General features: G+C 63.4%; 14 protein-coding genes. 9 read left to right on the top strand and 5 right to left on the bottom strand.

Going from position 1 to position 15,092, the window contains the following annotated elements:
- Positions 1-24: 24 nt before the first annotated feature.
- The 3 genes from ACV1FX_RS22155 to ACV1FX_RS22145 form a co-directional block, all read right to left on the bottom strand.
- Complete coding sequence (locus ACV1FX_RS22155) at positions 25-900, bottom strand: shikimate dehydrogenase (RefSeq protein WP_473119676.1); 876 nt, start codon at positions 898-900, stop codon at positions 25-27.
- A 127-nt stretch (positions 901-1,027) separates the two neighbouring features.
- Positions 1,028-1,966 carry a LysR family transcriptional regulator gene (locus ACV1FX_RS22150; protein WP_473119675.1) on the bottom strand — a complete coding sequence of 313 codons (939 nt, stop codon included), beginning with the start codon at positions 1,964-1,966 and terminating at the stop codon, positions 1,028-1,030.
- 241 nt (positions 1,967-2,207) lie between these two features.
- Positions 2,208-2,384, bottom strand: a complete 177-nt coding sequence (locus ACV1FX_RS22145) for a hypothetical protein (protein ID WP_473119674.1) — start codon at positions 2,382-2,384, stop codon at positions 2,208-2,210.
- A gap of 172 nt (positions 2,385-2,556) precedes the next feature.
- Here ACV1FX_RS22145 and ACV1FX_RS22140 point away from each other — a divergent pair, with 172 nt between their 5' ends.
- The 9 genes from ACV1FX_RS22140 to ACV1FX_RS22100 all read left to right on the top strand — a co-directional run bounded on the left by ACV1FX_RS22140 (position 2,557) and on the right by ACV1FX_RS22100 (position 11,430).
- Positions 2,557-3,285: a helix-turn-helix transcriptional regulator gene (locus tag ACV1FX_RS22140; RefSeq protein ID WP_473119673.1), complete on the top strand. Its 729-nt coding sequence runs from the start codon at positions 2,557-2,559 to the stop codon at positions 3,283-3,285.
- A gap of 83 nt (positions 3,286-3,368) precedes the next feature.
- Entirely contained in the window at positions 3,369-4,028 is a 660-nt protein-coding gene (locus ACV1FX_RS22135) for an acyl-homoserine-lactone synthase (protein ID WP_473119672.1), read from the top strand.
- A gap of 10 nt (positions 4,029-4,038) precedes the next feature.
- Positions 4,039-4,245: a hypothetical protein gene (locus tag ACV1FX_RS22130; protein WP_473119671.1), complete on the top strand. Its 207-nt coding sequence runs from the start codon at positions 4,039-4,041 to the stop codon at positions 4,243-4,245.
- Between the two features lie 339 nt (positions 4,246-4,584).
- Positions 4,585-5,502: a branched-chain amino acid ABC transporter permease gene (locus ACV1FX_RS22125; RefSeq protein ID WP_473119670.1), complete on the top strand. Its 918-nt coding sequence runs from the start codon at positions 4,585-4,587 to the stop codon at positions 5,500-5,502.
- Positions 5,499-6,443: a branched-chain amino acid ABC transporter permease gene (locus ACV1FX_RS22120; protein WP_473119669.1), complete on the top strand. Its 945-nt coding sequence runs from the start codon at positions 5,499-5,501 to the stop codon at positions 6,441-6,443. The genes ACV1FX_RS22125 and ACV1FX_RS22120 overlap by 4 nt, the downstream gene beginning before the upstream one ends.
- Positions 6,436-7,203 carry an ABC transporter ATP-binding protein gene (locus tag ACV1FX_RS22115; protein WP_473119668.1) on the top strand — a complete coding sequence of 256 codons (768 nt, stop codon included), beginning with the start codon at positions 6,436-6,438 and terminating at the stop codon, positions 7,201-7,203. The genes ACV1FX_RS22120 and ACV1FX_RS22115 overlap by 8 nt, the downstream gene beginning before the upstream one ends.
- Positions 7,196-7,915, top strand: coding sequence for an ABC transporter ATP-binding protein (locus ACV1FX_RS22110; protein WP_473119667.1), 720 nt, complete (start codon positions 7,196-7,198; stop codon positions 7,913-7,915). Before ACV1FX_RS22115 ends, ACV1FX_RS22110 begins: the two co-directional genes overlap by 8 nt.
- 138 nt (positions 7,916-8,053) lie before the next feature.
- Entirely contained in the window at positions 8,054-8,932 is an 879-nt protein-coding gene (locus ACV1FX_RS22105; protein ID WP_473119666.1) for a helix-turn-helix transcriptional regulator, read from the top strand.
- 359 nt (positions 8,933-9,291) lie between these two features.
- Positions 9,292-11,430, top strand: a complete 2,139-nt coding sequence (locus ACV1FX_RS22100) for a TonB-dependent siderophore receptor (RefSeq protein WP_473119665.1) — start codon at positions 9,292-9,294, stop codon at positions 11,428-11,430.
- A gap of 396 nt (positions 11,431-11,826) precedes the next feature.
- On the opposite strand, the gene ACV1FX_RS22095 is transcribed toward ACV1FX_RS22100, so the two are convergent.
- Positions 11,827-13,263, bottom strand: coding sequence for a glutamine synthetase family protein (locus tag ACV1FX_RS22095; RefSeq protein ID WP_473119664.1), 1,437 nt, complete (start codon positions 13,261-13,263; stop codon positions 11,827-11,829).
- Positions 13,264-13,456: 193 nt separating this feature from the next.
- Positions 13,457-14,815, bottom strand: coding sequence for an aromatic ring-hydroxylating dioxygenase subunit alpha (locus tag ACV1FX_RS22090; protein ID WP_473119663.1), 1,359 nt, complete (start codon positions 14,813-14,815; stop codon positions 13,457-13,459).
- Positions 14,816-15,092 lie beyond the last annotated feature (277 nt).

Below are 15,092 nucleotides of genomic sequence, written 5' to 3'. Positions count from 1 at the left end.
GGCCTTGTGTCCGGCCGCTTTCCGTCAAGCTGCCTGATAGGCGGCACTGCGCGCCGCCATCACGGCGTCAAAAGCCTCTCCCATGACCTCGGTCGATGGGGCAAGGCCGGTGAACAGTTCGAAGGCGTCCGCAGCCTGGTAGATCGCGAGCTCGCGCCCGGTCATGATCCGCGCACCCTTGGCCTGCGCGGCCGCGAGCAGCGGGGTGATCAGTGGTGAATAGACGGCATCGGCGACCCATAGGTCTGCACGCAGCAGCGCCGTCGGCACCGGCGTGTCCCGGTTCGGCAGCATGCCGACCGGCGTGCCGTTGATCAGGCCGGTTGCGCCCTCGAGCGCGTCCTCGATGCTCGATGCGACCCTTGCGCCGTTCGCGGTCAGGAGCGAGGCGAGCTTCTCGGCCCGCGCCGGCTCGCTGTCGACGATGCGGATGTCGGAGACTTGCTGGCTCGCCAGCGCAAAGGCGATGGCCTTGCCGACGCCGCCGGCACCGATCACGGCGACCGCATTGCCCGCTTGCGCCAGCAGCGGCGCCACCGCGCGGGCAAACCCCGTAGTGTCGGTGTTGTGGCCGATCAGCCGGTCATCCCGGACGACGACGGTATTGACCGCACCCATGGCGGCTGCGCCCGGCGCAAGCTCGTCGAGCAGCGGCACCACCGCTTCCTTGTAGGGATAGGTGACGTTGACGCCGGCAAAGCCGAGGCGCCGCACCCCCTCGAGCATCATTCGGAGCCCGGCCGCATCCGCGCCGGCGACCTCGATGAGCTGGTAGTGGCCGCGCAGTCCCAGCGCCTCGGCGGCGCGCTCGTGCATGGCGGGGGAGGCGGAATGCTTAATCGGCGCGCCGATCAGGCCGGTGAGGAGTTTCTGAGGTGCGGCGGGTCGGCGCGTTGACATGATCCGGATTGGTCTTTGTGTGTGTTGCCACGCGGTGTTGCGCGGAAATCGGCAAAGCTCAAGCCCGACGATAGCCTGTCCCCTGCCTAACACAATTACCCATTCATCCTACAAACCTAACATGATGTTATTTTCTGCGCCCGCGTGCCGCGGTGCCTTTCTGTCCACTGCGCGAGGGCTCGACCGCGCGCATCTCGGCGCGAAGCTGCTCGATGAAATATTCGACGTGGAGCGAAAGCGGCGCACCGCGCTTGACCGCGATATAGGTGTCGAACCGCGTCGGCTCGGTGATCTTCAACAGCTCGATGCCGGGATAGCCGCCATGGGCGACCGTGAACTGGTCGATGATCGCGATCCCGAGCCCCGCCTTCACCAGCGCGCACACCGTGGTGCCGAAGCGGGCGCGGATCGTGATGTTGTAGTCGAGCCGGTGCCGGGCGAAAATCTCGGCCATGATCCGCCCGTAAGGATCGTTCGGATCGATGCCGATCAGCGGATAGCGCGTGATCTCGGCGGCCGAGACCTGCTTGCGGCCGGCGAGCTCATGGCCGGGCGGCACGATGCAATAGAGCTCACCGGAAGCGAGCGGCATGAAATCGAGGCCGGAATGTTCGAGGCGGTAGCTCATCGCGACGCACTCGCCGCGGCCGAGCATGAGATAGTCGATCGCCTCCTCGAGCTTCAGGATGTTGATATCGATGCCGATATCCGGATAGCGCCGCCGGACGCGCTCGATCGCGCGCGGTACCATCACCTGCGAGATGCTCGGTACCGAGCCGATCCGCAGCTCCGACAATCCGCCGCGGCCGATCTTGGAGATGATCTCGGAGAGATCGTCGACCTTCTTGTAGACGCCGTTGATCTGCTCGAAGATGTTTTCGGCCTCGGGCGTCGGGAAGTAGCGCCCGTTCTGGCGCTGGAAGAAGCGTATACCGAGCGAGCGTTCGGTGTATTTGACGAGACGGCTGATGCCGGGCGCCGAGACGTTCAACAGCTTCGCCGCGCCGCCAATGGTCCCCGTCACCATCACGGCGCGGATCACTTCAACCTGGCGCAGCGTCATCATGCTCTAGGACAATCCCGACCGACGATCGTGAGTGTCGATCATTTCACGACAGGCGTCATGTCATCCAGCGGAAATGCCTGTCAACGTGCACAAGTTCGGAATCTGTAATGCTCTCTCACGAGCGAGAAGGGAAAGCCAAAATTCGTGGTGAGATTGTTTCGATTAAAATTAGTGCGCTCGAATTGAAAAGCGGCCGTAGCTTGCGCGAGCCGCTCAACCGTGCGGTTGCTGCAACTGCGTTCTAGCGCACGGGCCCGTCGGGCGAAACGCTGTCAGGCAGCTCGGTGCGTTCGCTTTCCAGCACCTTGCGCGCGAACTCGATGATCTTGTGCTTGTTCGCGGTCTCGCGGACAGCGAAGAACACGCGGTTGAGTTCCAGGCCGAGCACGCTGTTGAGGGCGATGTTCTCATCTTCCATCGTGGCTTTCCCGCTCCAGACGATGGAGCTGTATCTTGACCCTCCCTCTTCCACAAGTAGATTGAATCTTTGAGAGCGTGCTACGGCCGTGAAACTACGGGGGCACGCATTGAGGCGATGGCCGAGTCGGGCTACAAAGCAATCGACGCAGCCAGGGGGCAGGAACGAACCAATGTCCGCCGTGGACTATGGCCGAGAAGCGCTCGATTTCATCGAAGGCCTGGAAGCCTACAGCAAGGTTCCGGATGCCATGGGCGCGCTCGAGACGGCGTTCGGTCGGTTCGGCTTCGAGACCATCATCGTGACGGGACTGCCGAACCCCGATCAGCGCTTTGCTCAGATGGTGCTCGCCAAGCGCTGGCCGCCGGAATGGTTCAGGCTCTACACCGAAAAGAACTACGACCGCGTCGATCCTGTGGTGCGGATGTGCCGGCAATCGGTCAATCCGTTCGAATGGTCGGAAGCGCCCTATGACAGCGAGGATGAGCCGGCCGCGGCCGAGGTCATGAACCGTGCCGGAGATTTCCGGATGTCGCGCGGCTTCGTCGTGCCGATCCACGGGCTCACGGGCTACGAGGCCGCAGTTTCGCTTGGCGGTGTCCATCTTGATCTCAATGCCCGCAGCAAGCCGGCGCTACATCTGATGGCGATGTACGGATTCGAGCGCATCCGTCGTCTGCTCGATCCGCGCTCCGCGGCGCCCGCGCTGCTCACGCCGCGCGAGCGTGAGGTACTTGCCTGGGCGTCGCAAGGTAAGTCCGCCTGGGAGATCGGCGAGATCCTGCACATCACGCAGCGCACCGCGGAAGAGCATCTTGCAACCGCTGCGCGCAAGCTCGGTGCCGTCAACCGCACGCATGCGGTCGCGCTGGCAATTCGCAGCAAGATCATCAATCCGTAAGCACCGCACTGGGAAATTTCCCAATACCGGGTCTCCACCTTTTCGCGGACTCTGCCCTCATCTCCGAAGGATGGGGGGCGTTCATGATCCACGCAATTTCTGCGGTCAATCGTCACCTCTACGAAGATGTCGTCGAGCAGCACTTCCACCTGCGCCACGACATCTTCGTCGATGAACGAAGGTGGGAGACGCTGCGCAAGCCCGACGGTCGCGAGATCGATTCCTACGATGACGAGGACACGGTCTATTTGCTGGCGCTGGAAGACCGCCGCGTGGTTGGCGGCCATCGGCTCTATCCAACGACCAAGCCGTCGATGATGAGCGAGGTGTTCCCGCATCTGGCCGCGGTGCGCGGCTACCCCGTCGATCCGCTGATCTGGGAGTGGTCGCGCTACTTCGTCGTGCGCGACCGCCGTGACGGTGTTCTCAATCTGCAACTGATGGCGGCGGTGCAGGAGTTCTGTCTCGACCAGGGCATCGCCCAGGTCAGCGCCATCATGGAGACGTGGTGGCTGCCGCGGTTCCAGGAAGCCGGCTTCGTCATCACGCCACTGGGACTGCCGGCGGTTGTCGACGGCGCCTGGACCATGGCGGCCACGATCGACATCCGCCAGGAGACGCTCGATGCCCTCCACGAGCGCATCGGGACGACCGCCATCGTACGCCAGGACGGCCCACGCCTTGACGCCGTCGCCCGTGCCAACATTTGCGGCGGTGCAGCCGCGCAACGAAAGATTGCCTGAGATGTCGAACATGATGCGAGACGCCCAGATCATCGCGAAACTGAAGATGAAGACGAAGGAAAAGAATCTCGGCTACATGTCCGACATGGCACTCGAGCTCGCGCAGATGGCTGACGATTCCGGTCATGCCACGCTTGCTTATCTGTTCCGCATGGCGGCGCTCGAAGCCTCCACCGCCGACACCGACGATCTTGCACACCAGATGACGTCGCACTGAATCGTCTAGCTCGATACCTCTTCTCGCTCTCTCCGCTAGCTGCGGGGAGAGCGATGAGTTGTAAGAGTGCGCGAGCGGCAACCTGACCGTTCATCGCCGACGCCTCGGTCCGCAAGATGCGGCAGGTTGTCCCATTCCTCTGCAGCCACTTTCCGGCAAGGCGCGTTCAGCGCGCATCGGTCGAGATGCAACAAAGTGCATGTCGGGCGCAGAATCGCTCTTGCGTCGGAACGATACTGCCGTTACCGATTTTGCCTTGAAAAGGCGGGGGAGCTCTTTCACTGATGGCGGCCGTGTTCGAACATCGGCGCAACGTGATGCGTGGCTGAAAGAGCCTCGATGCTGCTCGTCGTCGAACAATTCCTCAACGGATTGCAGTTCGGGCTGCTTCTCTTCCTGCTGGCTGCCGGGTTGACGCTCGTGTTCGGGATCATGGATCTCGTCAATCTTGCGCACGGCTCGCTCTATATGATGGGCGCGTATTTCGCCGCGACCTTCGTGGCCTGGACCGGCAATTTCCTGCTGGGCGCGCTGCTCGCGCTGGGCGCGACGCTCCTGCTCGGCATCGTGCTCGAAGTGGTGGCGCTCCGGCATCTCTATGGACGGGACCATCTCGACCATGTGCTCGCGACCTTCGGCCTCATCCTGTTCTTCAATGAAGCGGTGCGGCTGATCTGGGGTCCGGCGGGCCTGGCGTTGCCGCTGCCGGCGTGGCTCACGGTGCCGGTGCCGATTCTGCCCGGCATTCACTATCCCGCCTATCGCCTCGCCATCATCATGGTCGCACTTCTGGTCGCGCTGCTGCTTTATCTCGGCGTGATGCGCACACGCATCGGCATGCTGATCCGCGCCGGCGCTTCCAACCGCGAGATGATCGGCGCGCTCGGCATCAACATCAAGCTGCTCTACACGCTGGTGTTCGGCTTGGGCGCTGCACTTGCGGGCCTTGCCGGGCTGATGCAGGCGCCGATCCTCACTGTGCAGATCGGCATGGGCGAGAACATCCTGATCCTCGCCTTCGTCATCATCGTGATCGGCGGCATCGGCTCGATCCGCGGCGCATTCCTCGCCGCAATCTTCGTCGGCATGATCGATACGCTCGGCCGCGCCTTCCTGCCCAATCTGTTGCGGCAGGTGCTGAGCGGCGCCGCGGCCTCCACCGCCGCGCCCGCGCTGTCCTCGATGCTGATCTATCTCTTGATGGCGATCGTGCTGGTGGTGCGGCCGGAGGGGCTGTTTCCGGCCAATCGTCGATGAAGGCTTTGAGCGCGAGCAAGGCCGTCACGGCCCTGTTGCTGGCAGGCCTCGTGCTGCTGCCGCTCTATTCGCAACTGTCCGGTAACATCTTCATCCTGACGGTGTTCACCCGCATCGTCATTCTTGCGCTGGCAGCCGCAAGCCTCAACCTCATCATGGGCTATGGCGGCATGATGAGCTTCGGCCACGCCGCCTATCTCGGCATCGGCGGCTATGCGGTGGGCATCCTGGCGCAGGAAGGCGTCGGAAGCGGCTTCATCCAGTTTCCGGTCGCGCTGGCCGCATCCGCGCTGTATGCGCTCGTCATCGGCGCGCTGTCGCTGCGCACCCGCGGCGTCTATTTCATCATGATCACGCTCGCCTTCGCGCAGATGGCCTACTACGTGGCCTCCGGCCTTGCGCGCTACGGCGGCGACGACGGACTCACCGTCTACAAGCGCAGCGATTTTTCCGGGCTGATCGATCTCTCCAGCCGTGTGCAGTTCTACTATCTCTGCCTCGCCTGCCTGTTCGGTGTCATCTTGTTGATCTGGCGCATCGTCAATTCGCGCTTCGGGCTCGTCGTGCAGGGCCTGCGCTCGAATGAGCAGCGCATGCAGGCAATCGGCTTTCCGGCCAAGCGCTACCAGCTCGTCTGCTTCGTCATATCCGGCACCATGTGCGGCCTCGCCGGGGCGCTGCTCGCCAACAACACCGATTTCGTCAGCCCGGCCGTGATGTACTGGACCCGCTCCGGCGACCTCATGGTGATGGTGATCCTGGGGGGCATGGGTACGCTGTTCGGCCCTGTCCTGGGCGCGGTGGTGTATCTGCTGCTGGAAGAATTCCTGTCGCAGATCACCGAATATTGGGCGCTGATCATGGGCCCGCTGCTATTGCTGATCGTGCTGTTCGGCCGTGGCGGCATCATGGGTGTGCTGGGGAGGGCCGGCCGTGGCTGAACCGCTGCTCCGCGTCGAAAAGCTGGTACGCCGCTTCGGCGGCATCACCGCGACGGACAACGTCTCACTCGACGTCGCGGCCGGCGAACTTCACGCCATCATCGGCCCGAACGGCGCCGGCAAGACCACGCTGATCAGCCAGCTCACCGGGCATCTCGAGCCGCATTCCGGCAGCGTCTCGCTCGGTGGCCGCGACATTACCTATTTGCCCGCCTATCGCCGCTGCGCGCTCGGACTCGCGCGCTCGTTCCAGATCACCTCGCTGCTGCTCGACTTCACCGCCGCCGATAATGTCGCGCTGGCGGCGCAGGCGCATGCCGGCACCTCGTTCCGCTTCTTTGCCAATGCGCGGCAGGAGCGATCCTTGCGCGATGCCGCACACGCCGCACTCGATCGCGTCGGCCTGTCGCATCGCGCCGACGTCGTGGTGAGCAGGCTCAGTCATGGCGAGCGGCGCGAGCTCGAGCTTGCGGTGGCGCTCGCGAGCAAGCCGAAGATCCTGCTGCTCGACGAGCCCATGGCCGGCCTCGGCGTCACCGAATCCCAGCGCATGGTGAAGCTGCTTCAGGATCTGCGGAAAGAAGTCTCAATCGTGCTGGTCGAGCATGACATGCCGGCGGTGTTCGCGCTCGCCGATCGCATTTCGGTGCTCGTCTATGGCCGCGTCATCGCCTCCGGCGATCCGGCCGCGATCCGCGGGAACGACGAGGTCAAGCGCGCTTATCTCGGCGATCAGCATGTGGTGACGCGCCATGGCTGATAGTGGCACCCTGCTCGAAGTCGACGCCATCGAGACTTGCTACGGGCTCTCCCAGGTGCTGTTCGGCCTGTCGCTGTCTATCAAGGCGGGAGAGATGGTCTCGTTGATGGGCCGCAACGGCATGGGCAAGACGACCACCATCCGCTCGATCATGGGCCTGACGCCGGCGCGCGCCGGCGCGATCCGCTTTGCAGGTTCGGAGGTGCGCCAGCTTCCGTCCTACAGGATCGCAAAGCTTGGCGTCGGTCTCGTGCCCGAGGGACGCCAGATCTTTCCAAATCTCACCGTGCGCGAAAATCTAGTCGCGGCCGCTGCCGATCGCTTCGGCAGCGGCAATCCCTGGACGCTCGCTGCGATCTACGTTCTGTTCCCGCGCCTTGCCGAGCGCGCATCCAACATGGGCAACCAGCTCTCCGGCGGCGAGCAGCAGATGCTCGCCATCGGCCGCGCGCTGATGACGAATCCAAAGCTCCTGATCCTCGATGAAGCGACCGAAGGGCTAGCTCCGCTGATCCGTGAGGAAATCTGGAATTGCCTGTCGCTGCTCAAGAAGCGCGGCCAGTCCATCCTCGTCGTCGACAAGAATGTCGACCACCTCGCCCGTATCTGCGACCGCCACTACATCATCGAGCGCGGCAAGACAGTGTGGAGCGGGACCTCGGACGAGCTGACCGCCGAGCCGGAGCTGCAACACCGGTATCTCGGAATTTGAAGCGTTCCTCGGTGCTGCCACCTACGCGGACCGGCAGCACGTCTTCGAGGAATTCCAGTTTCGAGGTCCTCCAAATCGATCGCAGAGGTCTTGAGTGCGCCGTCGCTGCCCGTAAAAGTTCGCGGCGTAGCGAATTCGATGCAAGACTTCGATGATCATATTGTCGGGCGGCGTGAGGACGACGTTGACGCCACGCGGCCCGGCGCTTCGATGGCGACGCAATGGCTGGACTTCCCAGGCTGCCTGTTTGTGAGAGGTGAGTTTCAAGCCGCAGCCGGCGTCGACCGGCGTGCGATCGCGACGCCGGGCTTGTTCGTCTCGGTGGCGTTCGGCGACGGGAAAGGCCGCGGCAATTTGGCGCACGGTCGGGCTTACGGAAAGCAGATCACGGCAATCGCCGTCCGCGAAGCTACTGCAGTCGCGCGCCTGATCCCGTGTGATGAAAGGCCAGCGATAGGCCTGGCGTTGCCCCAAGCTTCCATCGATGGCCTTGGTCTCGAGCATGATGTCCGGGCATTGTTCGGGAAAGACGAGTCCCGCGCGGTCTCCTTGAAGGCATCGCCGCGCATACAGGCCATCGCGGCCGAAATGTTCTCGCCGCCGATCGCCGGAAGCGCCGCAAGATTGTTGCTGTCGGCACACGCCGCGGAGATCATCGTTCATGCGCTGGTCGGTGAGCGTGGCCGGATCGATCCGGCAGCCGATCTCCAGCGGATGCGGTTGCAGTCGGTCAAGGCGCGGATGGACGCCGATCTGGCCCACCCCTGGAGCATCGACGAGCTGGCGCGGAACGCCGGACTGAGCCGCCGTTCGTTCAACCAGAGATTCCAGATGGCGTATGGCGAAAGCGCGATCGAATATTTGAGGGCGCGCCGGCTGGATGCCGCACGTGCCCTTCTGATTCATCAGCGATTGTCAGTCACCGAAGCGGCCTATCGCGTCGGCTATGCCCATCCGGCAAATTTCGCAACCGCCTTCCGCAGACGCTTCGGCTATTCGCCGAGCTGCTGCCAGTAGCAGAGTTCGACTGAGCGCGCGGACGTTCTGCACGCACCTGCATGCGTCTGCACGACCTATCCATCTCGTCGGCAGCGAAGGTCTTTCCGTTCGCAGGCTTGAGAAGCTCCACGTGGAATCAAAGGTGATTTGCGCGCCCGCAAAGGCGGTGCGCGCCGCGATCTGATTACTCCCCAGTCGTTCGAAGATGGAACTCGGGGACGACGATGAGACGCGAGGACGGGCATAAGTTGGCTTGGGAGCGGGTGGTGAGATCAGGCCTGGGCCTGGGGATGGCCGGCCTCGGAGTGCTCCTGCATTCAACGCCGTCGATCGCGCAGATAGCCGAGTCGAGATCCAGCCCGAGCGCGGGGAGCTCATTGCCTCCCGTCACGGTGGATGCACCCGGACAGGCGCGTCCGCGCGCCCAGCGAGCTTCGCAGTCGCCGCGCGGGCGCAACCCGACGCAGCGCAACGCCGGGCCCGTGGATACCAGAAATCCAAACGCGCGTGAGGCCGGCGCCGGTCGCGGCAATGTGTCAAGCGAGAGCAGCTACGTTGCGGGCACGAGCTCGGCAGGGACGAAGACGAACACGCCATTGCTCGAAACGCCGCAGTCGATCTCGGTCGTGACGCGCAAGGAGCTCAACGATCGCGCCGTGCAGACGCTGACGGAGGCGGTCGGCTACGAGCCGGGCGTCCGTATCGATGCTGCCGGCTATGATCCCCGCTTCGATTCGGTCTCAATCCGCGGTTTCGACATCACCTATAACGGCACCTATCTCGACGGACTGCGCCTCGTCGGTGCCGGTCTCGGCGTGTTCAAGACGGAGCCTTATGGCGTTGACAGCATCACCGTCGTTCGCGGGCCGAGCTCAGCGCTTTATGGCCTCGGCTCTCCCGGTGGACTGATCGATCTGCAGAGCAAGCTGCCGACCAGCCAGCCGTTTCACGAGGTGCAGACCCTGTTCGGCGACCGCAGTCGCTTTCAGGGCAATTTCGATCTTTCCGGGCCACTCGATGCCAGCGGCCAGTTTCTCTATCGGTTGACCGGGGTCGTTCGCGACGCCGACGTGTTCGTGCCTGGCGGCAAGGATGATCGCGTCTATGTGGCGCCAGCCGTCACCTGGAAGCCCGATCAATCGACGTCCTTCACGGTCCTCGGTGCCTACCAGAAATCGAAGACGCCGGGGTCGATGTTCACCTACTCTTCGGGGACCGGGACGACCACCGACATCTACACTGGCAGTCCCTCCTACAATTCGCTGGATCAGGAGCAGGGGCGCGTCGGCTACATCTTCGAGCATGCGTTCGACAACAGCGTCACCGTCCGGCAGAAGTTCCGTTACACGGATGTGGACGCGGTCACCCGCTATGTCGGATTTCTCGGTGCTCCCGTGGGCGACGTCGTTTCGCGCTATACCGGCTATGTCCACGACAGGCTGCAATCCGCCATCGTCGACAACCAGGTCGAGGCCAAGGTCGCTACGGGACCTGTGCAGCATACCCTCCTGATCGGTACCGATTACACCTGGTCGAAATTCTCTGACATGCAGGGATTCGGCTTCGGCGTGTCCGATCTCAATCTGGCCGCGCCGGTCTATGCGCCCGAATCCATTCCTGATCCGGCGATCTCGTCCTCGACGGCAGAGCGGCAAATCCAGTCCGGCGTCTATGTCCAGGACCAGGCCAAGCTCGATCGCTGGATCCTGACGCTGAGCGGTCGCAGTGACTGGGTGCGCACCGCGGGCGAGGATTTGTTCGCGGTGACCCGGCAAGTGCAGTCCGATCAGGCCTATAGCGGGCGAGCCGGGCTGACCTACGTGTTCGATTCCGGCGTCGCGTCCTACGTTGCCTATTCGACGTCGTTCTTTCCCAATCTCGGCGTCGATCCGTCCGGCGCCTTCTTCAAGCCGACCACCGGCCGGCAGACCGAGGTCGGTGTGAAGTATCAGCCGCCCGGTACCAGGAGCTTCATCACCGCCGCCGTCTTCGACCTCACCCAGGATGGCGGCCTCGTGACGACGGGGACGGGGGTCACGATCCAGCGCGGCGAGATTCAAAGCCGCGGCTTTGAATTGCAGGGGCTTGCGAGTCTCGGCGGTGGTTTTGATATCACCTCGTCGTACACCTATCTCGACATGGTCACCAAGCAGGCTGCGGACAGCTCGACGCTCGGTAAGTTTCCATCCGGCAACCCCCCGCACACCGCGACGTTGTGGGGCAACTACGCCCTGCCGTTGGCCGGTCCGTTCGCCGGCTTAAGCGTCGGCGCAGGCGTGCGCTACATGTCCTGGAGCTTTGGCGACGACGAGAATACCTTCAAGAACAGCGCGGTCACCCTGGTCGATGCGGCGTTGAAATATGATCTTGGCCAGACGGCGAAGGAATTGAAGGGCGTGCAATTCCAGGTCAATGCCAAGAACCTGTTCAACCTGCACTACACTACGTGCCAGGTCGGATATTGCTACCGCGGTGCGCCGCTGACCGTTATCGCGACGCTCGGCTACCGCTGGTGAATGGACCGTTTCGGTCCGGCGGCCAGTATGAGCCTCCGGGTCGAAACCCTGACATCGGGTCAATCCCTCTTACCTAAGGGACGCTCGTGGCCCTCAGCGCGACAGGCGGTGCACGCCGATTTCGATCAGGGTGGTGCGGCAGGACAGGCGGTAAATCAGGCTGAACAATTGACCCCACATGACCGAACTCCATGGTCTGATCACATGATCGCAGGCTAGCGCTACAGTCTTTCAGCCGGTTTTCGAGGGATGCGGAAAATGGCTTCGTCCGGCGGCGACGTGATGTCGTCGGAACAGTCGGGACGAAGTCGCTTCACAGGCGTGTGAGGCTTGGCGCTCTCCGTCCCCTCTTTCCGGGTTCGGTCCTGGGGACCGCCACGAATGACGGTCACTAGGCTAGAACATCTCGAAATATTCGCGATGCTCCCAGTCGGTCACCTCGGCCAGGAAGCGGTCGATCTCGGCATTCTTGATGTGGGTGTAGTAGTCGATGAACTCGGCCCCCAGCTTCTCGCGGAAGAATGGGTCGTCCTTCAGCGCGCCGACGGCGTCGCGCAGGGATTTTGGCAACGGTGGCGCCTTGGTCTCATAGGGCGTGTCAGCCGACGGGCCGGGATCGAGCTTGCGGTCGACACCATCCAGCCCCGAGAGGATTTGCGATGCCATGTAGAGATAGGGATTGGCGGCGGGTTCGCCGATGCGGTTCTCCAGCCGGGTCGCCGGATCATTTGCACCGCCGAGCACGCGGATCATCACGCCGCGATTGTCGCGGCCCCAGATCGCGCGGTCCGGCGCCAGCGAATAGGAGCGATAGCGCTTGTAGCCATTGATGGTCGGCGTGGTGAAAACGGCGGAGGCGCGGGCATGATCGAGCAGGCCAGCGAGCCAAGCGCGGCCGAATTCGCTCAGCGGCTGACCGGTCTCTTCCGCCATGAACTGGTTCTCGGCCGTCGCGCGCGAGACGATCGACTGGTGCAGATGCCAGCCGCTCGCGAACACGTTCGGCAGTTTTGGCCGGCACATGAAGGTGGCGTGATAGCCGTGACGGCGCGCGATCTGCTTCACGGCAGAGCGGAACAGCACCATGTTGTCGGCAGGCTCGATGCCCTTCTTCGGCTGGAAGGTGAACTCGCACTGGCTCGGCCCGAACTCGACCTCGACGGAGCGCAAGGGAAGCCCGAGCGCGACGATATCGCGGCGCAGGATCTCCAGCACCGGCTCCATCTGATCGAAACGTTGTTCGGTGAGGTATTGATAGCCGTGGCTGAGCAGGCTCACCGAGGGCGGCGTGCCGGGCTGGCCGGCATCTTCAGCGCGCATATGTGCGTCGTCGAGCTTGAAGATGTGGAATTCCACTTCGAGGCCGGCGACGAAATCATGACCGCGCGCGCCGAGCTCGTCGAGCACGCGCTTGTAAAGCCCGCGCGTTGCGAACGGCACCGGCCGCCCGTCATTGAAATGGAGATCGCACAGCAGCCAGCCCGTAGTCGGCGCCCAGGGCAGCACGCGGAACGTGGTGGGATCGGCGACCATCAGCACGTCGGCCGCGCCCTCCATCTCCTTCATGCCGAAGCCGCCGCCCGATGTGAACACCGGAAACACCGTGCGGTGCGAGGTGTCCTTGGCGAGCATGGTCGTGGTGATGGAGCAGCCGCTCTCCAGCGACGCGATCGCCTCGGCCGCGATGATGGTCTTGCCGCGCAGGATGCCGTGCTGGTCGGGGAAAGCGAGGCGGACGACTTCGAGGTTCTTCTCCTCGATCATCCGCCGCACACGCAGCGCGGCGTCCTTCTGCTCAGCCGACCAAAGCCCGTGACGCGCGACGAAAGTCACTTTGATAGTTCCTTCTCGCTCGGCGAAAGTATAGCCCGCGCTGTCATCGTCCGCGAAAGCGGACGATCCAGTATTCCAGAGACGGTCGTGTGTCCACGAGAAGCCGCGGCATACTGGATGCCCCGCTTTCGCGGTGCATGCCAGCGGAGAACGTGGAGCCTCCGTCGTGTCCCGCCGACGCGAAACGGCATCGTCACTCCGCCGCCGTCAGCCGGTGCACGTTATCGGCAATGTCCTTCGGCACCGGGGCCATCCAGGGGGCGCCGCGCCTGCGCTTGACGTCGACTTCCATCCAGTAGGTCTCCCAGCCCTGGGTCGGCCCGATGCCGTCCATGGTCGCCGGCCCCGGGATGCTGCGTGCGTTGCCGTCGTCGAGAAACAGCATCGGCTTCTCGCCGCCCATAACTTTCTCGATCTCCTGCCGCAGCAGGCGGCGATATTGCGCGATCGCCTTGTCGCTCTGCCCGAGATGCTCCTTGGTGCGATCCTGGATCGCGCCCATCGATTCCACCGCCCACTGGTCGTGGACGTTGATGTCGGTGCCCATGCCGGTATAGGTCGCGGTCTGCTGTTCGTGCGGATCAAATCCGTAATCGTTGGCCTTGTTCTTGCGTGATTTGTAATCCGGCAGCTCATAGAGTTCGAGCCGCTGGTCGCGCATCTTCTGCTTGTCGACCGGATTCGTGTAGCTGGTGAAGATCGCGTACCAGTAGCAGTTCTCGTCATCGACCGGCACGTGCCACTGCGTGATCGTCATCTCCGTGCTCATCGGGATAACGAAGCCGTGCGGGAAAAGCTGGTTGGTGACGCGCACATGGGTGCGCTCGTCGTCGATCTCGCGCAGCGCAATCAACCGCAGCCCGTACTCGGTGTGCTCGACATTGATGATCGGGCGGTCGTATTCGCGCAGGATTTTGGTCATCGGCAGGTCGCTGCCGGCAGATGCGCCGCGGAACTGCTTGCCGTAGGCGGTCGAGGTGTCCTCGTCCTCGAAGAAGCGGTGCAGATAGGAGGCGTGCGCGGGATCGATGCCGACCTCCAGCGCCTGGAGCCAGTTGCAGGCCATGTGGCCCTTGAAGGCAAAAGTGTGCGTGCCCGGCGCGACGAAGCAGTCGAGCTCCGGAAAAGCGGGCGGGGCGCCCTCGCCGAGAAAAGCCCAGAGGATGCCGCTCTTCTCCACCACGGGATAAGAGCGCTGGCGGATGTTCTGGCAGAGCTTTGAATCCTTCGGCTCGGCCGGCGTCTCGATGCACTGCCCCGCCGCATCGAACAGCCAGCCATGGAAGGCGCAGCGCAGACCGCCATTCTCGAGCCGTCCGAAAGCGAGGTCGGCGCCGCGATGCGCGCAGTGTCGGTCGATCAGGCCGTAGCGGCCGCTCTCGTCGCGGAACAGCACGAGGTTTTCGCCAAGCAGCTTGACTGGCCGCACCGGTCGTGCGCCCTCCAGCTCATCCACCAGCGCCGCCGGTTGCCAGTAGCTCCGCATCAGTCTGCCGCAGGGGTCTTTCGGCCCGGTGCGGGTGATCAGGTCGTTCTGCTCCTGGCTGATCATGGCGTTCGCGTCCTCTTTGCTCGAGCAAGCAAGTCCGGTGGGTGCACTTTTCCTTACCTCTCCCCGCGTGCGGGGTGGGAGTGCGCGAGCACGCCCGCCTAACCGAACTCTAATGCTCGCCTGTTGAACGAATGGGTGAATTATGGCACGCCCTGGCTTGGCAGCAAGCACTACCCAACGGGTCCTCGCAAACTGCTCCTCTCCCGGTTGAATGCAAAAAGAGGCGGGTTACGCTGGCGCTAACCCACCCTGCATTCCCGCTGCCTGTGCTATAATG

The organism is Bradyrhizobium ingae (assembly GCF_055791185.1).
The sequence above is the reverse complement of the archived record's forward strand: the minus strand, read 5'-3'. Positions and strand labels throughout refer to the sequence as shown.